Origin of the sequence: Stenotrophomonas veracruzanensis, assembly GCF_032911525.1 — a bacterium.
Lineage (GTDB): Bacteria > Pseudomonadota > Gammaproteobacteria > Xanthomonadales > Xanthomonadaceae > Stenotrophomonas > Stenotrophomonas africana.
The window spans coordinates 50,750-68,838 of record NZ_JAWJTI010000015.1 but is presented as its reverse complement, the minus strand read 5'-3'; the positions used below and the strand labels follow the sequence as shown (position 1 = coordinate 68,838).

Here is an 18,089-nt window from a genome sequence, read left to right as displayed (position 1 = left end):
AGCATCGCCGGGGCGCCCTGCAAGGGGCGCCCCTTTTGCTGTGCGCGCGGCCGGCCATGGCCCAAAACGGACCTGCTTGTGGCCGGATCGATGATTGTCGTCTTCGATATATCGATATATCGTTTGCACACTCGTTTACCGATATATCGAAATGAGCCGCACCGCTTCTCCCAGAGCCCGTTCCACCCATTCGGAAGTGCCGCGCCGCAACGGCCAGCCGCGGGTGCTCAGCCGCGGCGACCTGCGCCTGCTGGTGCTGGCCCTGATCGGCGAGCAACCCCGCCATGGCTACGAGCTGATGCAGCTGATCAGCAACCAGTTCATGCAGGCCTACACGCCCAGCGCCGGCACCATGTACCCGCTGCTGGCCAGCTTCGAGCAAGCCGGCTGGATCGAGGCCGAGGAAGTGGACGGCAAGCGGATCTTCCGCATCACCGCCGCCGGCGAGTTCGAGCTGAAGGTGCAGCGCACCCAGGTGCGCCTGGCGCAACGACGTGCCTTCGACCGTGCCCGCGAGATCACCAAGGCCTCGCTGCCGCCGCCGCTGGCCGCGGCCCTGCGCGAGTTCAAGCGGGCGCTGGTGCATCACCACGGCCGCTGGGCCGAGGGTGAGGCGGAAGAAGTGGCGGCGCTGCTGACGCGGGCGTCTGCGCTGCTCAACGGTACGGCCGGTAGCGAGAGCCCACCCATTTCAACGACCCAGCCAGACTGACTCCAGCCAGGTCTCCCCTACGCCGCGCAGCACTGCGCGACACCTTTACAGGTAACCCCATGACCGAACACAACAACACGCGCCTGCGCCTGGATGTGCGCTTCCGTGAACTGACCGTGCTGCGCACCGAAGAAGTCACCCCGCACATGCGCCGCGTGGTGCTGGGCGGCGACGAGCTGGCCGGCTTCGATTCGCCCGGCGCCGACGACCACATCAAGCTGTTCTTCCCCAATGCCAGTGGCGAGATGGTGCTGCCGGTGCTCACCGCCGAAGGCCGCAGCTATCCGGCCGGCAAGGAGCCCTCGCCGGCCCGCGACTACACCCCGCGCTGGTGGGACCACGAAACCGGCGAGCTGGCCATCGACTTCGTGCTGCACGACCAGGGCATTGCCGGGCCGTGGGCCGAGCAGGCCCAGCCGGGCGACGTGCTGGTGATCGGCGGTCCGCGCGGCTCGTTCGTGGTGGCCGACAGCTACGACGCCTATGTGCTGATCGGCGATGAAACCGCGCTGCCGGCCATCGCCCGCTGGCTGGACGTGCTGCCGGACGGTGCCGAGGTGCAGGCTTTCATTGAAGTGAGCGACGAAGCGGAACGCCAGGACCTGCCGCAGTACGAGAACGTGCGCATCCACTGGCTGGAGCGCAATGGCTTCCCGGCAGCGAGCAGCACGCTGCTGGAAGACATGCTGACCGACTTCGAGGCACCGGACGGCGATGTCTTCTACTGGATCGCCACCGAATCGCGCCGCGCCCGGATGATGCGCAAGTTCATCGAAGGCCACTTGGGCGTGCCGCGCGACTGGATCCGTTCCACCGGCTACTGGAAGGCCCACCCGGACGAAACCGACGGCGATTGATCAAGAGATGGCGGATGCGGACCGTTGGTCCGCCCGCCCTTGACTGTGTAGAGCCGAGCCCACGCTCGGCTGCTCTTCACTCAGCCACCGATGACCCCATCGCCGCTACGCGCGATGAGCCGAGCATGGGCTCGGCTCTACAGGAGGGACCGCGACCGGCGGCTTGGCCACCTGCCCCGCCCACCCAAACCGCTGCGCGGCCCAGATCTCCAGCGCCACCAGCAGCGCGATGATCAGCAGCGGCAACAGCAGCCCGAAGTACACGCCGGGCATCATGCCGTTGATCTGTGCCTTCACCAGCCGCAGCACGCCGCGGGTGTGCAGCAGCTCATCCACGTGCATGGTCAGTGCCTCTCGCACCACCTTGGGCTCCAAGCCAATCGTGCCGGCCTTGTCCACCAGCGTGTCTTCCACCATGCCGCGCAGCAGGCCTTCGCGCACCTTGCCGATCACCCAGCCGGTGCCGCGTGCCAACGGACCGTTGCCAAGACGATCAAGGCCAGGCAGCGGATGTTCGCTGAGGTAGGCTGAGGCGATGGTGTCGGCCACATCGCCCACCGTGCCCTGGCTGCGCAATGCCTCGCGCATGCGCGGGTCGTCCAGTGAATCGGTAAAGCCTTCGCTCCAGCCTTCCACCAGGGTCTGCAGGTGCGGCTGGAAATGATCCAGCTGCTTGAACAGCGCGCGGTGCGCGCCAGCGGTGAAACCCAGCTGCAGGCCGAAGAAGGCGGTGGCCAGCGGCAGCAGCACCACGTAGCTGGCCAGCAGCCAGTGATGCCAGCGCTTGCGCCGCTGCAACCAACCACGGCGGTGCAGCCAGCGCCAGCCGAGGATGCCCAGCACCAGGCCAAGCAGCGTACCGAGCACGCTGCCGCCCACCAGATCGAGCACGCTCAGGCCCGACCAGAATTCGTTCAACCAGTACTGCGCGTCCTGCATGGGTCTTCCTTCCGTGGGTGATACAGCGGGCCATTGTAGAGCCGAGCCCACGCTCGGCTGCTTTTCGTTCCGCCATCGGAGAACCCTCGCGCTGCGCGCGATGAGCCGAGCATGGGCTCGGCTCTACAGGGATTCCGCCACCTGGTTCAACGCATCAGCCGGCAAGCAATGCGACAATCGCGCTCCTTTCCTGCAGCAACGAGGCCCACATGGCCAAACTGACCCTGGCCAGCGTGGACGCGCTGCGTACCCGTTTCGCCGATGACGCCGCCTGCGACGCGGTACTGTCCGCCTTCGCCGACACCGCTGCACTGCGCGCGCCGCTGCGTGAGCTGGTGGAGGCACAGCACCGTTACCTGCAGGCCGAATTCGAGGTTGCGCAGGTGGCCGACGTGCTGCGCCGCGACCAGAAGTACGCGCCGGTGGGCCGGCCGTCGATCAACATCGTGCAGCTGCGCAAGCAGCAGGCCGCGACCAAGCAGGCGGCGCTGATCGCACGCCAGGTGGTGGCGCAGGCCGCGCAGACCTTCGTGCGTGTGAGCGGCATGACGGTGAAGGCCAAGCAGAGCCCGAGCGAAGCGTGCGTGGCATGGTTGGGCGCGCTGCGCTGAACACGCGTACCCGGTAGTGGCCAACCTTGGTTGGCCCGCGGAGTGCTCGTGTGCCAACCAAGGTTGGCACCTTCCAAAGCACTCTCCGGCCCTGCATGAACCGGTAGTGGCCAACCTCGGTTGGCCTGCGGAGTGCTCGTGTGCCAACCAAGGTTGGCGCCTACCAAAGCACTCTCCGGCCCTGCATGAACCGGTAGTGGCCAAAGCATTCTCCCGCCCTGCATGAACCGGTAGTGGCCAACCTCGGTTGGCCTGCGGAGTGCTCGTGTGCCAACCAAGGTTGGCGCCTACCAAGGCGTCCCCCACGCCCAAAAAAGAAGGCCCGCTTTTCAGCGGGCCTTCTGCCTTCTCACGACGAGTGAGTTGGATGCATCAAGCAGCCGGCTTTTCGCCGGTGGCTTCGGTGGTGATGCGGATCTTCACTTCATCGCTGACGTTCGGGGCATAGGCGCCGACGCCGAAATCGCTGCGCTTCAGGGTGGTGGTGGCATCGAAGCCGGCGGCCGGAACCTTGGCCATCGGGTGCTCGCCGCCGCCGTTGACGGTGACGTCCAGGGTGACCGGCTTGGTGATGCCCTTGATGGTCAGGTCACCGGTGACGGTCAGCTTGTTGGTGCCGGCCGCTTCCACCTTGGTGCTCTTGAAGGTGGCATCGGCGAACTTGGCGGCGTCGAAGAAGTCGGCGCTCTTCAGGTGCTCGTCGAACTTGGCGGTGAAGCTGTTCAGGCCGCTCAGCGGCAGCTTCACTTCCACGGTGGACTTGGTCACGTCTTCGGCGTTGTACACCAGGGTGCCTTCGACGTTGCCGAAGTGCGCGCTCGGGTTGGAGAAGCCGAAGTGGCTCCACTGCGCCAGCACGTCGGTGTGGCTCGGGTCCAGCTTGTAGGTGCCCGAGGCGATCTTGATCGCTTCGGCGGCCGGGGCGGCAGCAGCGGCATCGGCAGCCGGGGTGGCGGCCTGCTCGGTGGCGGCCGGGGCGGCGGCATCGGCAGCCGGGGCAGCGGTGTCGGCCGGCTTGGAGCAGGCGGCGATGGCCAGGGTCAGGGCCAGCGGCAGCAGCAGTTTACGGGTGGCGCTCATCTCAGGAACTCTCCGGATCGTAGGGTGGGGACAACAGGGCCGCCAAGGTGACGGCCCGAAACCGATACAGCGACTTACGCGATGCGCGCCGCTTCGTCGAACGACAGGCGCGGCAGACGCGGGAACAGGCCCGCCGGGTCACCGTAACCCAGGTTGACCAGGAAATTCGACTTGATGGAGGTGCCGGCGAAGAACGCTTCGTCCACCTTGGCCGCATCGAAGCCCGACATCGGGCCGGCATCCAGGCCCAGCGCGCGTGCGGCCAGGATCAGGTAAGCGCCCTGCAGGCTGCCGTTGCGGAGGGCGGCTTCGTGGCGGCCTTCCTGCGGGCCGTCGAACCAGGCCTTGGCATCGGTGTGCGGGAACAGGTACGGCAGCTTCTCGTGGAAGTCCAGGTCGAAGCCGATGATGGCGGTGACCGGGGCAGCCATGGTCTTGTCGTGGTTGCCTTCGGACAGGGCCGGGGCCAGCTTGGCCTTGGCTTCCTTGGAGGTGACGAAGACGAAGCGGGCCGGCGTGGTGTTGGCAGCCGTCGGGCCCCACTTCACCAGGTCGTACAGTTCCTGCAGCAGGCTGGCCGGGACGGGCTTGTCGAGGAAGGCGTTCTGGGTACGGGCCGTACGGAACAGCTGGTCGAGGGCAGCAGCGTCGAGCGCGTGGGACATCGGTGGATCTCCAGGGCGGCGAAAGGAAGTCAGTGCCCGCGGGCGGCGCGGGGCGAATCGACGAGCCGCAGTGTAGAGTGTCGCGACTGTTGCAACACCCAGCAGGGCTGAAACGAATTAATGCCACAGGTGAAACGATCGAGTGCGCCCTGGACGGTCACGGACGGCCGTGCGGGCAATGTCCGCCAGGCGGTCGCGCTGGCCTCTGCGCTGCGCCAAGGCACCCATCGGCCGCTGGTCCTGCAGCCCCGCGCTCCCTGGCGCTGGCTGTCGCCGCGGCGGCTGCCGGGCGATGTGAACGGCTACGGCGAGGCCTTCGCGACACTGGCCGCCGAGGCCCCGGCGCTGGCGATCGGCTGTGGCCGCCAGGCCGCCGGCGCGCTGCGCGTGCTGCGCGCACGTGGCAGCCAGGTGGTGCAGATCCTCGACCCGCGCATCAGTGCCCGCCACTGGGACGTGGTGGTGGTGCCCGAACACGATGCCCTGCGTGGCAGCAACGTGCTGACCCTGCTCGGCAGCCTCAACCCGGTGGACGACGACTGGCTGGCCTGGGGCCGCGCCGCGTTCGCGGGCTTCAGTACCCTCCCCGGCCCGCGCACCGCGCTGCTGGTGGGCGGGCCGACGCCGCTGGCGCCTTGGGATGAGACCGCGATGGTGGGCGTGTTCCGGGCGCTGGCCGAGCAGATCCGCAGTGAGGGCGGCAGCCTGCTGGCCACCACCTCGCGACGCACGCCGCCGGCGCTGGCCGAGATTCTGCGTGCGACCTTCGCCGACCTGCCGCATGTGATCTGGGGCGACGGCGGCGACGGTACGAATCCTTATGGCGGCCTGCTCGGCTGGGCCAACCGGGTGGTGGTCTCGCCCGATTCGGTGAACCTGCTGTCCGAAGCCTGCGCCACGCGCATGCCGGTGATGGTGGCGCTGGCCGATACCGCGCAAGGCCGCCTGGCACGCTTCCAGCAGCAGCTGCGCGAGCGCGGGCGGCTGCAGGCGCACTGGCTGGACTGGCAGTACGACCGCATCGAGCCACTGCGCGAAACCGCGCGGGTAGCGGCGGAAGTGAAAGCGCGGCTTGGCTTTTCGCAAGAGCCCGGGAAAAGAGCGAAGGAGTTGTAGAGTCGACTGTGAGTCGACTGCTGTTGGCGATACCGTTGAAAACCCCGCGCTGCGCGCGATAGTCGACTACCAGTCGACTCTACCCCGCCGTGGCCCAAGCCCCTCCGCCGTGGCCCAGCGCCCGACATGGCCCAAGCCCCCCGCCGTGGTCCGGCCCTCCGTTACCCCGATGCGCAGCGATTTCTGAACATTTCGATCCGCCCGCACCGTTAGAGTCCAGCCTCCCCCATCACGCTGAACGTCTTCATGCGCACCCTGCTCCTGCTGTCCCTGGCCCTGCTCGCTGCCTGCTCCACCTCGCCCACCGAGCTGGATCCGATTTCCTACCAGTGCCAGCAGCAGCTGGATGCATACCGCGAGCAGCCGGCGCTGCGAGATCCGAAGACGGGCGAACGCCCGCCGCTGCCGATCGCGCCGATCAGTGATGCCTGCGACCGCGAGCTCAAGCGCAAGGGCGTGGACCGCCCACTGCGCTGAGCAGCGTATGATCGGCGCGCGGGCCTGCCCGCCGCTGAAGGTACCGACATGGATCGTTTTTCCCGCCTGCCCCGCGCCGTGCTGCTGATCGCCAGCCTGCTGGTGACCGCGCCCGCTTGGGCCAACAGTTCCGAGTGCCGCGAACGCTACCCGAGCGTGGCGTCGCAGGCGGCGATGCTGGACGTGGCCTGGACCACCGCCGAGCGCCTGGACGCGTTGCCCGATGTGGACGTGGTGGTCGCCGCACGCGGTGGCCAGGACCTGAGCCGCTATGGCCTGCGCCACAGCCACCTGGCGTTCCTGCTGCGTGAGGACGACGGCCGCTGGCGCGCGATGCACCTGCTCAACCGCTGCAAGACCGACAGCTCACAGCTGTTCCACGAAGGGCTGGGCAACTTCGTCGGCGAGAGCGGTGGCCATACCGACCTGCGCATCGGCGTGCCGTCGGCACCGTTGCGTGCGGCACTGCGCGCAATGCTGGTGTCGCCGTCGATCCAGCCCAGGGCGCTGCACGAAACGAAGTACAACGTGGTTGCCTACCCGTTCGCAACCGACTACCAGAACTCCAACCAGTGGGTGCTGGAAGTATTGGCCGCGGCGATGGCGCAGACCGAAGGCGCGCCGGCCATCGTCAAGCGCGAACAGGCGCAGCAGTGGCTGCGCCAGCAGAAGTACCAGCCCAGCGTGCTGCATATCGGCCTCGGCAAGCGCGTGGGTGCGCGCCTGTTCGTAGCCAATGCCACCACCACCGACCATCCGGCCGGCGAGCGCATCTCCGGCAACTATTCGGTGGTGACGGTGGAATCGGTGTTCGACTTCCTGCACCAGCGCAGCCAGCTGCAGCAGGAACTGGTGATCCCCCATGTGCCGGTGGCCGGCGCTGCCGCCGCCACGCCCTGAATCCCGCGAGGAGAACGACATGCGTCCGCTACTGCCTTCCCTGATGTCGATGGTGTTCGTCGCCAGCCTGTTCGCCGCGAATGCCGCCCATGCCGAACGCCGCATCGTGATCATCCATGACCCGGGTCCGCAGGGGCCCAGCCTCGAAATGTCCACGCAGATGGTCACCTCGGCACGTGCGGCTGCAGCGCAGGAAGCGCAGGATGCGGCCGATGCGGGTCGCCCGTTGGCCCGTCAGCAGCAGATCAAGCTGCCGCAGATGGAGGTGAGCGCTATCGCCACCACCGTCGACGGCCGCCGCGAAGTGCTGCTGCGTGATGCCAACAACCCGCAGAACACCGCCTCGATGCAGTACCCGCGCGGCGTTGGCGATCCCGCCGTGCAGTTCAGCGTGGGCCAGACCGTGAACTTCGAGCCGACCGGCAACGATCAGGGCTGGCAGCTGAAGGACAACCAGGGTCGCCCGCTGGAATACCTGCCCGAGGCCACCGGCCCGCGCGACATCTTCGATACCCGGCGCTGAGCCGCCGTCCCCATCCTGACCAGGAGGTCTCCATGTTCCGTTGCCTGCGCGTTCCCGCCACTGCCCTGCTGCTTTCGGCACTGGTGGTGCCCACCGTCCATGCCGGCGCCGCGCCGCAGTTGAACAGCAGCGAGGCCAGCGTGCTGATCACCTCGGTGATCGTGGTCTCGGTGCCTCTTGCCGCATCGGCGGGCCTGTCCGAACTGTCCAAGGCGCCGTTCAAGGCCAGCGAACGCCGTGAGAAAGCCCAACGCACCAAGGCGGTGCCACTGCCGCCAATGGAAGTGAAGAAGGTGGAGACGACGCCAGCCGGCGAACGCCAGGTGCAGCTGCAGGTGCCTGACAAGGCCGACCAGACCGCCACCCTGCGCTGGCCGGCGCGCGTGCATGAAGACCAGACAGCAGCCTTCGTGGTCGGCCAGCAGGTGCATTTCGACCCCACCGAGACCGGTGCCGGCTGGACCGTGAAGAGCGCACAGGGCCAGGCCTTGGCTTACGTGCCCACCGCCTACGCCGCTGGCGACGTGATGAGCGAAGCGCTGTAAAGCTGAACGACCGGTTTTGGCTTTGCCGCGGGCCGGGCGGATAATGGGCGATCCCCTTTGTCCCCCTGGCTCGCCATGTCCGTGCGTCCTGCCCCTCTTTTTGCCCCGCTGACCGCCCGCGCCCTGGTGCTGGCGGTACTGGCGATGGGCGCGGTGGTGCTGCTGTCCAACGTACTGGTGCAGTACCCGATCAACGATTGGCTGACCTGGGGTGCCTTCAGCTATCCGGTCGCGTTCCTGGTCAGCAACCTGATCAACCGCCGCTTCGGCCCGGGCCCGGCGCGCCGCGTGGCGTGGATCGGCTTCCTGGTGGCGGTGCTGCTGTCGATCTGGGTAGCCACCCCGCGCATCGCCATTGCTTCGTGTTCGGCCTTCATCGTGGCCCAGCTGCTGGACATCACCGTGTTCGACCGCCTGCGCCGTGGCAGCTGGTGGCGCGCACCGATGGTGGCCACTACCTGCAGCGCGACGGTGGATACCACCATTTTCTGGTCGATCGCGTTTGCCGGTTCGGCGCTGCCGTGGGTGAGCTGGGCCGCAGGCGACCTGGCGGTGAAGCTGGCGATCGGCGTGTGCCTGCTGGCCCCGTTCCGCGCGTTGTTGTGGAAGATGGCGCCGCTGCGCACCACCAGCTGAACGCCATCGCCCTGGTAGGTGCCAACCTTGGTTGGCACAGACGTTTAACCCGGTGGGTGCCGACCGTTGGCGGGCATCGCGAAGCCATTGATCCGGTAGCCGCCAACCTTGGTTGGCGCTTGGCAATCATGCCAACCAAGGTTGGCATCTACCGACGGCGGGCTATCGCCGCTGAAAGATAGTGCCGACCAACGGTCGGCACCTACCCAAAGCAAACCATTGCTCTGGCGGATGCAACCACTCAGGCGAACGGCAACGCTGCAGCTCTGCACGCTGCAGTAATCGCGGCACACGCGTCTTCAATCGCGGGCGTGGTCGGTGCCAGTCGCGGGCGCCGGTCCAGCGTGCAGGCCAGGCCCACCTCCAGCAACGTGGCATGCGCTCCATGCAGCGCTTGTGCGGTGTCTTCCGGCAGGAAACCGACAACCGCCAACGCATCGATCAACGACGGCGTATCGCGCGGTACCAACAGCGCCGCATGCTGCGCACTGCGCGCCAGCACGCCGGTCTGCAGCAGGAATTCCAGGTCCACTACGCCACCGGCGCCCTGCTTCAGGTCCAACCGCGCGGCGTCGCTGCGGTCCAGTTCGGTACGCATGCGGCCGCGCATCTTCAGCACATCGGCATACAGCGTGGCCGGATCGCGTTCACGCCCCAGCGTCTGTGCACGCACCTGATCGAAGTCGGCCAGCAGGCTGGCGTCACCAGCCACGCCGCGTGCGCGCACCAAGGCCTGGTGCTCCCAGGTCCATGCACGTTCGCGCTGGTACTCGGTGTAACTGGCCAGCGAAGACACCAGCGAACCCTTGCCGCCATCCGGGCGCAGGCGCACGTCAATGTCGTACAGGCGCCCGGCAGCGGTGACCGCAGCGAGCAGTGCCATCACCTTCTGTGCCAGGCGCGCGTACCAGCGCCCCGGCTCCAGCGGACGCGCACCGTCGCTGGCATCCACGCCGGCCGGGTTGTCGTGCAGGAACACCAGGTCCAGATCGGAACCGAAACCCAACTCAAGACCTCCCAGGCTGCCGTAGCCAATGATCGCGAAGCGTCCACCGGGAATCTCGCCGTGCGCCGCGCGCATGTCCGCCTCGGCCATCGCCAGTACGGTGACCACCACCGCCTGCGCCAGCTCGGCCAGTTGCCGGGTGCTGTCCACCGCGCCCTGACGGCCGTCCAGCGTGGCCATCGCCATGCGGAAGCTGAGTGCCAGCCGCGTCTCGTTGAGCCAGCGCAGCTGCGACTCGGGATCTTCCACCGGCAATACCTGCTGGCATTCGGTCAGCATGCCGGCGAAGTCGGGCATCGGGCCGGACACGCGTACGTCCAGCAGTTCGTCCAACAGCAGCGGATACGCCGCCAGGCGCTCGGCCAGCAGCGCGCTGCGCGCCAGCACATCGACCAGCCGCGCCAGCGCACTCGGTTGTTCGTCCAGCAGCGCGAGATAGCTGGTCCGGCGCAGTACCGCCTGCAGCAGACCAAGCACGCGTTTGAGCGCGGCATCCGGTTGCGGTGAACGCGTGGCCGCATGCAGCAGCGCAGGCAGCACGCGATCCAGACGCGCACGCGCGGCATCAGACAACGACTTCACGCCCGTGCCCTGGGCGAAATCGCGCAATGACTGGTCGGCGCCATTGGCATCGAGGAAACCGGCTTCGGCCAGCAACGGCGCGTTGCTGCCCTCGGGCAGGCTGCGCCAGTAGTTGGCCAGTGCGTCGGGCGCGGCCTGGCCCTTGCGCGGCGCCAGCAGCGCGGCGAATTCGGTACTGACCCGCTGCTGCTGTTCGGCCAATACCGCGCGCAGCACCTCCCAGTCCGGATAGCCCAGGCCGACGGCAATGCGCTCGCGGTCCAGCGCATCGCTGGGCAGCACATGCGTCTGCGCATCACGCAGCATCTGCAGGCGGTTTTCCAGGCGGCGCAGGAACAGGTAGGCCTCGCGCAGTGCACTGCCATCCTCGGGCGCGATCTGCCCGGCGGCGACCAATGCGTCCAGCGCCACCAGCAGGCGACGCTCGCGCAGCGCGGGCTCGCGCCCACCGCGGATCAGCTGCAACGCCTGGCACAGGAATTCGATTTCGCGGATGCCACCAGCACCGCGCTTGATGTCTTCATGCAGTTCACGGCGCGCGACTTCGGCGGTGATGGCCGCCTTCATCTCGCGCAGGCCGTCGAGCGCGGTGAAGTCCAGGTAGCGGCGATACACGAACGGGCGCAGGGTCTGCAGCCACGCCTCACCGGCGGCGATGTCACCAGCCACCGCGCGCGCCTTCAGCCACGCATAGCGTTCCCAGTCGCGGCCCTCGCGCTGGAAGTACTGGTCCATTGCCGCGAATGACAGTGCGACGCGGCCGGCGCTGCCGAACGGGCGCAGGCGCAGATCGACGCGGTGGCTGAAACCATCGACGGTGGTTTCATCCAGCAGCTTGGCCAAGCGCTGGCCGAGACGGGCAAAATATTCTTCCGCCGCCAACGGGCGCGGTCCGTCCGATTCGCCGCCCTGCGAGTAGGCATAGACCAGATCCACATCGGAACTGAAGTTGAGCTCGCCACCGCCCAGCTTGCCGAGGCCGAACACGACCAGTTGCTGCGGCGCACCCTGTTCATCGGCGATGACGCCATGGCGCTGGGTGAATTCCTGCTGCAGGGCATCCAGTGCCAGCCGCAGGCAGTCCTCGGCCAGGGCGGTGGCGCCGGCCAGGGTCTGCGCCACGTCGTCCAGACCGGTCAGGTCGCGCCAGATCAGCCGCGTGGACATCGCCGTGCGCCAGCGCCGCAGCTGCGCCGGCCAGTCGCTGGGCTGCAGCGGATCGAGCACCGGCGCCGGGATCGGCGGGCAGCCGGGCGCGGCCAGCTGTGCCAGCAGGTCCGGCTGGCGCACCAGGGTGTCCAGCGCGAAGTCACTGGTCACCGCCAGGCGGGTCAGCAACGGCAGCAGGTCGGCCGGGATGGGCTCGGGCAGGACCTGGGCCAGACGCGCCAGGGCGCGGTCGACAAGAGGCTGCAGCGAGGCGGGCAGGTCAGCGGGGGCGAGGGTCATGGGCTGATTGTATCGACCCGGTAGTGCCGGCCGCTGGCCGGCAGATCCGACGATCCCGCCGTAGGTTACTGGGGTTGCCGGCCCGCGGCCGGCACTACCGATAATGGAGGCCGCGCATTCATACTGGGCGACAGGCAATAAAAAAGCCCGCTTGCAGCGAACTGCCAGCGGGCTCTGCTCCCTCCCCCACGTCGGGATGCAGGGCCATCGTGCGGGCTACGAAAGCACTTTGCACGCTGCACTGCAAAACAAAACCGGCGGGTTTGGGTGAGCCCCCGGGGAAAAGCCATTCCACGAAGGTAGAACCCCCCGTACGGATGAGGATGGCCGATAATCGGGATTCCCCCCAGCAACACGTGTCGTCATGTCTGTTGATCGCATCGCCAACGCGCGTCTCCGTGACCGCGTGGTCTCCGCAGAGGCCGCAGCCGCGCTGATCCAGCCCGGTGAAACCGTGGCCATGAGCGGCTTTACCGGCTCTGGGTATCCCAAGGCCGTTCCCGTGGAACTGGCCCGCCGCATCGAAGCGGTGCATGCCCAGGGCCAGCCCTTCCAGATCAGCCTGATGACCGGCGCCTCCACCGCGCCGGAACTCGATGGCGCGCTGGCCAAGGCCGATGGCATCGCCATGCGCATGCCATTCCAGAGCGACCCGGATGCGCGCAACCGCATCAACGAGGGCAAGCTGGATTACATCGACATCCACCTCAGCCACGTTGCCCAGCACGTGTGGTTCGGCTTCTACGGCGAGATCGACACCGCCGTGATCGAGGTCTCGGCCATCCGCGAAGATGGCTCGCTGGTGCCCTCCACCTCGGTCGGCAACAACAAGACCTGGCTGGACCTGGCCAAGAAGGTGATCGTCGAGGTCAACGAATGGCAGCCGGCCGGCGTCGACGGCATGCATGACATCTACTACGGCACCGCGCTGCCGCCGCACCGCAAGCCGATTCCGCTGGTGAACGCCAACGACCGCATCGGCGACACCGCGCTGCGCTGCGACCCGGACAAGATCGTGGCCGTGGTGCGCACCAACGGCCCGGACCGCAACAGTCCGTTCAGCCCGATCGATGCGACCAGCGAACAGATCGCTTCGCACCTGATCGAGTTCCTCAAGCACGAGGTGAAGAAGGGCCGCCTGCCCCCGAACCTGCTGCCGCTGCAGTCGGGCGTGGGCAACATTCCGAATGCTGTGCTGGCGGGCCTGGCCAAGAGCGGTTTCCGCGACCTGGCCGCGTTCACCGAAGTGATCCAGGACGGCATGCTCGACCTGCTGCGCGACGGCGTGCTGAGCTATGCCTCGTGCACCGGCTTCGCGCTGAGCCCGCAGGCCAACGAGACGTTCAAGGAGAACATCGATTTCTACCGCGAGCGCATCATCATGCGCACGCAGGAAATCTCCAACCATCCGGAACTGGTGCGCCGCCTGGGCTGCATCGGCATGAACGGCATGATCGAGGTGGACATCTACGGCAACGTCAATTCGACGCACGTGATGGGCACGCGGATCATGAACGGCATCGGCGGTTCGGGTGACTTTGCCCGCAATGGTTTCCTGTCGGCGTTCCTGAGCCCGTCCACTGCGAAGAACGGCACCATCTCGGCGATCGTGCCGATGGCCAGCCACGTGGACCACACCGAGCACGACGTGTCGGTGATCGTCACCGAACAGGGCCTGGCCGATCTGCGCGGCCTGACCCCGCGCAAGCGCGCGCAGGTGCTGATCGACAACTGCGCGCATCCGGATTTCCGCCCGCAGCTGCAGGATTACTTCGACCGTGCCAGCCGCGAAAGCTACGGCAAGCACACCCCGCACCTGCTGCCGGAAGCGTTGTCGTGGCACCAGCGTTGGCTGGATACCGGCACGATGAAGGGCTGAGGCCCGCTCTTGTAGAGTCGAGCCATGCTCGACTGCGTTCCTCGGCAGCCGAGCATGGCTCGGCTCTACAAAGAGCAGCTCCGCAGAATCAATGTAGAGCCGAGCCCACGCTCGGCTCCACGGCAAGCGGGTTACCCGCGCAGCGCCGCCAGCGATTCGGCCTGCAGCCGCTCGTAGATCTCGAACTCGTCATTCACCGCCACGCCCAGCGCCTGCTCGAAGGCCTCGCGGTTGGCATGGGCGGCATAGGCGCGCTGTTCTTCGCCGCCCAGGTTCGACTGGAAGATGCCCGCCGCACTGACCGGCAGGAAGTCCTCGTAGACGATCGGGTCGGCCGTGGCCAGGCCCGCAGCCACCAGCACTTCAGCCGGCAGATCGGCCACGCGCTCCGGCGCGGCACGGCCGGCATCGGTCAGCTGGTAGCGGTAATACCCCAAGCCTTCCTGGCGCAGCGTGTCGTGGTCATCCGGGAAGCTGGCGAACACCGCCTGCAGGCGCTGCCCGTAGTCGCCGCCGGTGCTGCCTTCGCCACCGGCATCGCGGGCCTGCGACAACAGCTGGTCGTACAGCGCGCGGCCCTTCGGGGTCAGCGCAAGGCCGCGCTGTTCGATCTCGCCGAAGCGCGCGGTATGGGTGCCGGCATCGCCACCTTCCGCGTCCGGGAAATGCACGGCCTCTTCCAGTGCCTTGAAACTGGTCTGCCGCAGCAGGATCGGGCAGGCGCGGCGCGGCGGGCCTTCGATGACCGCCTTGGCCGCCATGCCGTGTTCGATCATCGCGGCCTGTGCGGCGTCGATGTCCAGCGTGCGCGGGGTCAGGTGATTGATGTGCGGGCCACGGAAACTGACCACGTCGGCCACCAAGCGGTGCGCGTTGTGCAGCGCGTGGTAGGTCGGCAGATCGACCGTGGCATCGCCGTGCCAGCGGAAGGTTTCCAGTGCTTCCTCGACGAAGTGCTCGGCATCGGCCTGCGACAGGCCACCGTCACGCTCGGCCTGGTCGATCAGTGCCAGCGCGCCCTCGGTGAAGATGCGGCGGCGTTCGAGGATGCGCGCGGACTCCGCACGCAGCGCTTCGTCTTCGATCAGCTCCAGGCGCAGCAGCGAGGTGAACACGCGGAACGGATTCTGCGCCAGCGCGGCACCGGTCAGCGGGCGGAACGCGGTGGAATGCACCGGCACGCCCGCGACCGACAGGTCGTAGTAGCCGACCGGGTACATGCCCATCACCGCGAACAGGCGGCGCAGCGTGGCCAGCTCCTGCACGGTGCCGACGCGGATCGCGCCATGGCGTTCTTCATCCAGGCGCGCGCGCTCGTCGTTGCGCTGCAGCTGCGCGGCCAGAGCGGGGTCCTGCTCCAGCACCTGCGCGTTGATCCGCTCCACCAGTTCCACCAGCGTGCCGTACAGCGGCACTTCGGTGCGGTACATGCGGGACATGGCCTGTGCGAACAGGCGGCGGATCACATCAGGCGAAACGAAAGAGGCGCTCATCAGTCACTCGATTACGGGAACGGGGAACAGCTCGGACCCGTATTGTCGCCGGAGCGCGCGGTGGCGGCGATATGCAGAGCAACATGAAACAAACCGGTAGTGCCGGCCGCTGGCCGGCAATCTCCGGATGCCTGGAAGGGTGCAATTGCCGGCCAGCGGCCGGCACTACCGCTTGAGCTGGCGCTTCAGGGTGGCATCCAGGGTGATCGGCCGGTCCCAGTGCTGGTAGCTGGCCACGATGGCGTGGCGCACGGCACGGTAATGCAGGTTGTCCGGCTTGATGGGCATCCGCTTCACCACCGCCTCCCAGCCGCCCTCCGGGTCCTGGCTGAAGGCGCGCACGCTGTCGCGGCAGGTCTGGCCGCTGGCCTTGGCCCAGAAGCAGGCGAAGTAGATGTCCCCGGCCTGCCAGCCATGGGTGGTGAACAGCGCGCTGATGTAGCCGCGCGGCACGCCCGCATAGCGCGACACTTCGTCGAGGAAGGCGTCGGGGTAGCGTTCGGCGTAGTGGTTGATGTCCTGCAGCTGGGCATCGACCCAGCGGTCACCGGTTTCCACCGTGTAGGCCGCCGAACGCTCGGCGGTCTGCTGGGCCAGCACGGTGGCCGGCACCAGCAGCAGGGACAACAACAGCGCGCGCAGTCGGACGTTCATGCCCCCGATTCTGCCGCAGCCGCCGGGTCCTGTCAGGCCGCCGCAGCGGCCTTGGCCTCGATCGCCGCCAGTGCGGCCGGCCAATCGTGGGCGGTGTCGGCGGTGACCATGCGCGGTTCGTCGTCGGCCACGCCGTGCTGGGTCTCGTGGGCCCAGGTCACCGCGTAGGGGGTATGCACGCCCCAACCACCGAGGGTGACCACCGGCTCGATATCCGAACGCAGCGAGTTGCCTACCATCACGAACTGCTGCATCGGCAGATCGAATTCGGCCAGCACGCGGGCGTAGGTTTCCGGGTCCTTCTCCGAGACGATCTCGATGCGCGGGAACAGCTCGCCGAGGTTGGCGACCTTGATCTTGGCTTCCTGGTGGAACAGGTCGCCCTTGGTGATCAGCACCACCGGGTAGTGCTCGGCGATGGCCGCCACGGCTTCGCGCACACCGTCGATCAGCTCGACCGGATGCCCCAGGGTGGCATGGCCGATATCGAGGATGCGCTGGATGTCCTTCGCTTCGATGCGCTGGCCGGTGATGTCGATGGCCGCTTCGATCATCGACAGGGTCATGCTCTTCACGCCGTAGCCGAAGGTGCCCAGGTGGCGCTGCTGCACTTCCAGCAGGTGGCGCGCAGTCTGGGTGTCGTGCACGTCGACGTAGCGCGACAGCAGGTCAAGGTAATCCTGCTCGGCCTTGCGGTAGTAGTCCTCGCTCTTCCACAGCGTGTCGTCACCGTCAAAACCGACCAGGCCGATGGCGCGCGACGGCGCAGGCGTGGAGGTGTTCATCGCGCAAGGATACAGGGGCCGTGGTGACGAGAAAAACCCGGGCGGCCGCAGCCGCCCGGGTCCCCATGCACCGGTCTTCCCGAATCAGGTGTAGATCAGCGGCCCTGGGCAGGGCCGGCACCTGCACCGGCCTGCTGCGCGGCCACGTAGGCCTTGTACTCATCGGCGCTCAGCTCGCCGTCCTTGTTGGTATCGGCCTGGTCGAACACCTGGGCCAGGCCCGCGTTCACCTGCGCCTCGGTCTTGCTGATGGTGCCGTTGCCATCGGTATCGATGCTGGCCCAGGTCTGGCCACCGCCATTGGCCTGCGCCGATGCCGCTGCGGCTGCGTTGGTCGCCTGGTCGGCGGCCTGGCCAGCCTGTGCAGCCGCCTGCTGGGCCTGTGCGGCCTCATTCTGCGCATGCGCCGCCTGCTGCTTGGCCGACTGCGCCATCGCCGGAATGGCCAGCACGCTGCCAGCGGCGACGATCAGGGCGATCAGGGGCTTGCGGTTGCGAATAGTCATCAGGGGTGTCTCCTGCCAATTGGGTGGTGTTGCGCGGCGTGTTGTCTCCGCACGGCACCTACCCTGCCACCGCGTTTCTGAATCGATTTTGCGTCGCGAGCGGCGTGCACACACACGATTAACCACTCGCCTCCACCCATGCATTAGCGCGGTGGTTAGCAGCAAGTGAGCAGCTCATAAGATGCGCATTCAGCGCCGCAGGATTTAACCGGCAACCAACGAAAAACCTGCGTCAGTCGACGGTTTTTTTCGATGACCGCGAACTGAACAACACCCAGCCGAGCGCAACACCAGCGAGCGCGCCGGCGATTTCCAGTACCACGCGGCTGCCGAGTTCGTTCGGATCGTGGATGGTTGCCAGGAACAGGCGCGCATACAGCGGCGACTCCAGCCGCACGATGCCCATGTAGAACAGCTTCCATGCATCGATGCCGGCGGAGATGATCACCGCGATGACACAGGACCAGCCGATCGCGTGACCGACTGTCCAGTGCAGGAGCCGGCACAGCTGCGACCACAGGAAGTACACCAGCAGCCCGACCAGCAGGGCGATGGCGCCGGCTTCCAGGGTACCGAGCAGGCCGAAGTGCAAAGGAAGGTTCATCGGATGGGCAGGGATGAAGAGGCGGCCAGTGTAAGGGATCTGCCCCGGACCCAATCCGGCAGCCACGGTA

The 18,089-nt window shown here is 67.3% G+C and carries 19 protein-coding genes; 10 read left to right on the top strand and 9 right to left on the bottom strand.

Annotated elements, in window-relative coordinates; all coding sequences use genetic code 11:
* The first annotated feature begins 151 nt into the window (after positions 1-151).
* Entirely contained in the window at positions 152-712 is a 561-nt protein-coding gene (locus R1H25_RS11675; RefSeq protein ID WP_154329191.1) for a PadR family transcriptional regulator, read from the top strand.
* A 59-nt stretch (positions 713-771) separates the two neighbouring features.
* Positions 772-1,569: a siderophore-interacting protein gene (locus R1H25_RS11670; protein WP_317223652.1), complete on the top strand. Its 798-nt coding sequence runs from the start codon at positions 772-774 to the stop codon at positions 1,567-1,569.
* A 105-nt stretch (positions 1,570-1,674) separates the two neighbouring features.
* Here the strand turns inward: R1H25_RS11670 and R1H25_RS11665 are convergent, their stop codons facing one another.
* Positions 1,675-2,508: a hypothetical protein gene (locus R1H25_RS11665; RefSeq protein ID WP_317223651.1), complete on the bottom strand. Its 834-nt coding sequence runs from the start codon at positions 2,506-2,508 to the stop codon at positions 1,675-1,677.
* A gap of 209 nt (positions 2,509-2,717) precedes the next feature.
* Here R1H25_RS11665 and R1H25_RS11660 point away from each other — a divergent pair, with 209 nt between their 5' ends.
* The gene (locus R1H25_RS11660) at positions 2,718-3,119 is read left to right on the top strand and encodes a hypothetical protein (protein WP_317223650.1); all 402 of its coding nucleotides are present in this window, start codon (positions 2,718-2,720) and stop codon (positions 3,117-3,119) included.
* Between the two features lie 372 nt (positions 3,120-3,491).
* Here the strand turns inward: R1H25_RS11660 and R1H25_RS11655 are convergent, their stop codons facing one another.
* Together R1H25_RS11655 and R1H25_RS11650 are read right to left on the bottom strand one after the other, a co-directional pair.
* On the bottom strand, positions 3,492-4,199 hold the full coding sequence (locus tag R1H25_RS11655) for a YceI family protein (protein ID WP_197565120.1): 708 nt from the start codon (positions 4,197-4,199) through the stop codon (positions 3,492-3,494).
* 74 nt (positions 4,200-4,273) lie between these two features.
* Positions 4,274-4,864, bottom strand: a complete 591-nt coding sequence (locus R1H25_RS11650) for a malonic semialdehyde reductase (RefSeq protein WP_049449362.1) — start codon at positions 4,862-4,864, stop codon at positions 4,274-4,276.
* 120 nt (positions 4,865-4,984) lie between these two features.
* Here R1H25_RS11650 and R1H25_RS11645 point away from each other — a divergent pair, with 120 nt between their 5' ends.
* The 6 genes from R1H25_RS11645 (at position 4,985) to R1H25_RS11620 (ending at position 9,061) form a co-directional block, all read left to right on the top strand.
* Positions 4,985-5,980, top strand: a complete 996-nt coding sequence (locus R1H25_RS11645) for a mitochondrial fission ELM1 family protein (protein ID WP_317223649.1) — start codon at positions 4,985-4,987, stop codon at positions 5,978-5,980.
* Between the two features lie 246 nt (positions 5,981-6,226).
* Positions 6,227-6,457 (top strand): hypothetical protein, encoded by a 231-nt coding sequence (locus tag R1H25_RS11640; protein WP_317223648.1) that lies wholly within the window; start codon positions 6,227-6,229, stop codon positions 6,455-6,457.
* A gap of 48 nt (positions 6,458-6,505) precedes the next feature.
* Positions 6,506-7,357 (top strand): DUF2145 domain-containing protein, encoded by an 852-nt coding sequence (locus R1H25_RS11635; protein WP_317223647.1) that lies wholly within the window; start codon positions 6,506-6,508, stop codon positions 7,355-7,357.
* Between the two features lie 19 nt (positions 7,358-7,376).
* Positions 7,377-7,880, top strand: coding sequence for a hypothetical protein (locus R1H25_RS11630; RefSeq protein ID WP_049449454.1), 504 nt, complete (start codon positions 7,377-7,379; stop codon positions 7,878-7,880).
* Between the two features lie 32 nt (positions 7,881-7,912).
* The gene (locus tag R1H25_RS11625; RefSeq protein ID WP_317223646.1) at positions 7,913-8,425 is read left to right on the top strand and encodes a hypothetical protein; all 513 of its coding nucleotides are present in this window, start codon (positions 7,913-7,915) and stop codon (positions 8,423-8,425) included.
* Positions 8,426-8,500: 75 nt separating this feature from the next.
* Positions 8,501-9,061, top strand: a complete 561-nt coding sequence (locus R1H25_RS11620) for a queuosine precursor transporter (protein ID WP_317223645.1) — start codon at positions 8,501-8,503, stop codon at positions 9,059-9,061.
* Between the two features lie 241 nt (positions 9,062-9,302).
* On the opposite strand, the gene glnE is transcribed toward R1H25_RS11620, so the two are convergent.
* On the bottom strand, positions 9,303-12,098 hold the full coding sequence (gene glnE, locus R1H25_RS11615; protein WP_317223644.1) for a bifunctional [glutamate--ammonia ligase]-adenylyl-L-tyrosine phosphorylase/[glutamate--ammonia-ligase] adenylyltransferase: 2,796 nt from the start codon (positions 12,096-12,098) through the stop codon (positions 9,303-9,305).
* Positions 12,099-12,462: 364 nt separating this feature from the next.
* Here glnE and R1H25_RS11610 point away from each other — a divergent pair, with 364 nt between their 5' ends.
* Entirely contained in the window at positions 12,463-13,977 is a 1,515-nt protein-coding gene (locus R1H25_RS11610; RefSeq protein WP_012509864.1) for an acetyl-CoA hydrolase/transferase family protein, read from the top strand.
* Between the two features lie 131 nt (positions 13,978-14,108).
* Here the strand turns inward: R1H25_RS11610 and R1H25_RS11605 are convergent, their stop codons facing one another.
* The 5 genes from R1H25_RS11605 to R1H25_RS11585 all read right to left on the bottom strand — a co-directional run bounded on the left by R1H25_RS11605 (position 14,109) and on the right by R1H25_RS11585 (position 18,019).
* The gene (locus R1H25_RS11605; RefSeq protein ID WP_317223643.1) at positions 14,109-15,470 is read right to left on the bottom strand and encodes a VOC family protein; all 1,362 of its coding nucleotides are present in this window, start codon (positions 15,468-15,470) and stop codon (positions 14,109-14,111) included.
* A 165-nt stretch (positions 15,471-15,635) separates the two neighbouring features.
* Positions 15,636-16,124 carry a hypothetical protein gene (locus tag R1H25_RS11600; RefSeq protein ID WP_317223642.1) on the bottom strand — a complete coding sequence of 163 codons (489 nt, stop codon included), beginning with the start codon at positions 16,122-16,124 and terminating at the stop codon, positions 15,636-15,638.
* A 32-nt stretch (positions 16,125-16,156) separates the two neighbouring features.
* Positions 16,157-16,909, bottom strand: a complete 753-nt coding sequence (locus tag R1H25_RS11595) for an HAD family hydrolase (protein ID WP_317223641.1) — start codon at positions 16,907-16,909, stop codon at positions 16,157-16,159.
* A 95-nt stretch (positions 16,910-17,004) separates the two neighbouring features.
* Positions 17,005-17,415: an EF-hand domain-containing protein gene (locus R1H25_RS11590; protein ID WP_317223640.1), complete on the bottom strand. Its 411-nt coding sequence runs from the start codon at positions 17,413-17,415 to the stop codon at positions 17,005-17,007.
* Between the two features lie 232 nt (positions 17,416-17,647).
* Complete coding sequence (locus tag R1H25_RS11585; RefSeq protein WP_049449379.1) at positions 17,648-18,019, bottom strand: hypothetical protein; 372 nt, start codon at positions 18,017-18,019, stop codon at positions 17,648-17,650.
* Positions 18,020-18,089: the final 70 nt, after the last annotated feature.

Bases quoted from the DNA above. Each gene is read 5' to 3' on its own strand.
- R1H25_RS11590 (WP_317223640.1), bottom strand. From the start codon at position 17,415: ATGACTATTCGCAACCGCAAGCCCCTGATCGCCCTGATCGTCGCCGCT.
- R1H25_RS11625 (WP_317223646.1), top strand. From the start codon at position 7,913: ATGTTCCGTTGCCTGCGCGTTCCCGCCACTGCCCTGCTGCTTTCGGCA.
- R1H25_RS11610 (WP_012509864.1), top strand. From the start codon at position 12,463: ATGTCTGTTGATCGCATCGCCAACGCGCGTCTCCGTGACCGCGTGGTC.
- R1H25_RS11655 (WP_197565120.1), bottom strand. From the start codon at position 4,199: ATGAGCGCCACCCGTAAACTGCTGCTGCCGCTGGCCCTGACCCTGGCC.
- R1H25_RS11605 (WP_317223643.1), bottom strand. From the start codon at position 15,470: ATGAGCGCCTCTTTCGTTTCGCCTGATGTGATCCGCCGCCTGTTCGCA.
- R1H25_RS11640 (WP_317223648.1), top strand. From the start codon at position 6,227: ATGCGCACCCTGCTCCTGCTGTCCCTGGCCCTGCTCGCTGCCTGCTCC.
- R1H25_RS11645 (WP_317223649.1), top strand. From the start codon at position 4,985: ATGCCACAGGTGAAACGATCGAGTGCGCCCTGGACGGTCACGGACGGC.
- R1H25_RS11630 (WP_049449454.1), top strand. From the start codon at position 7,377: ATGCGTCCGCTACTGCCTTCCCTGATGTCGATGGTGTTCGTCGCCAGC.
- R1H25_RS11585 (WP_049449379.1), bottom strand. From the start codon at position 18,019: ATGAACCTTCCTTTGCACTTCGGCCTGCTCGGTACCCTGGAAGCCGGC.
- R1H25_RS11620 (WP_317223645.1), top strand. From the start codon at position 8,501: ATGTCCGTGCGTCCTGCCCCTCTTTTTGCCCCGCTGACCGCCCGCGCC.
- R1H25_RS11675 (WP_154329191.1), top strand. From the start codon at position 152: ATGAGCCGCACCGCTTCTCCCAGAGCCCGTTCCACCCATTCGGAAGTG.
- R1H25_RS11600 (WP_317223642.1), bottom strand. From the start codon at position 16,124: ATGAACGTCCGACTGCGCGCGCTGTTGTTGTCCCTGCTGCTGGTGCCG.
- R1H25_RS11635 (WP_317223647.1), top strand. From the start codon at position 6,506: ATGGATCGTTTTTCCCGCCTGCCCCGCGCCGTGCTGCTGATCGCCAGC.
- R1H25_RS11650 (WP_049449362.1), bottom strand. From the start codon at position 4,864: ATGTCCCACGCGCTCGACGCTGCTGCCCTCGACCAGCTGTTCCGTACG.
- R1H25_RS11665 (WP_317223651.1), bottom strand. From the start codon at position 2,508: ATGCAGGACGCGCAGTACTGGTTGAACGAATTCTGGTCGGGCCTGAGC.
- R1H25_RS11595 (WP_317223641.1), bottom strand. From the start codon at position 16,909: ATGAACACCTCCACGCCTGCGCCGTCGCGCGCCATCGGCCTGGTCGGT.
- glnE (WP_317223644.1), bottom strand. From the start codon at position 12,098: ATGACCCTCGCCCCCGCTGACCTGCCCGCCTCGCTGCAGCCTCTTGTC.
- R1H25_RS11660 (WP_317223650.1), top strand. From the start codon at position 2,718: ATGGCCAAACTGACCCTGGCCAGCGTGGACGCGCTGCGTACCCGTTTC.
- R1H25_RS11670 (WP_317223652.1), top strand. From the start codon at position 772: ATGACCGAACACAACAACACGCGCCTGCGCCTGGATGTGCGCTTCCGT.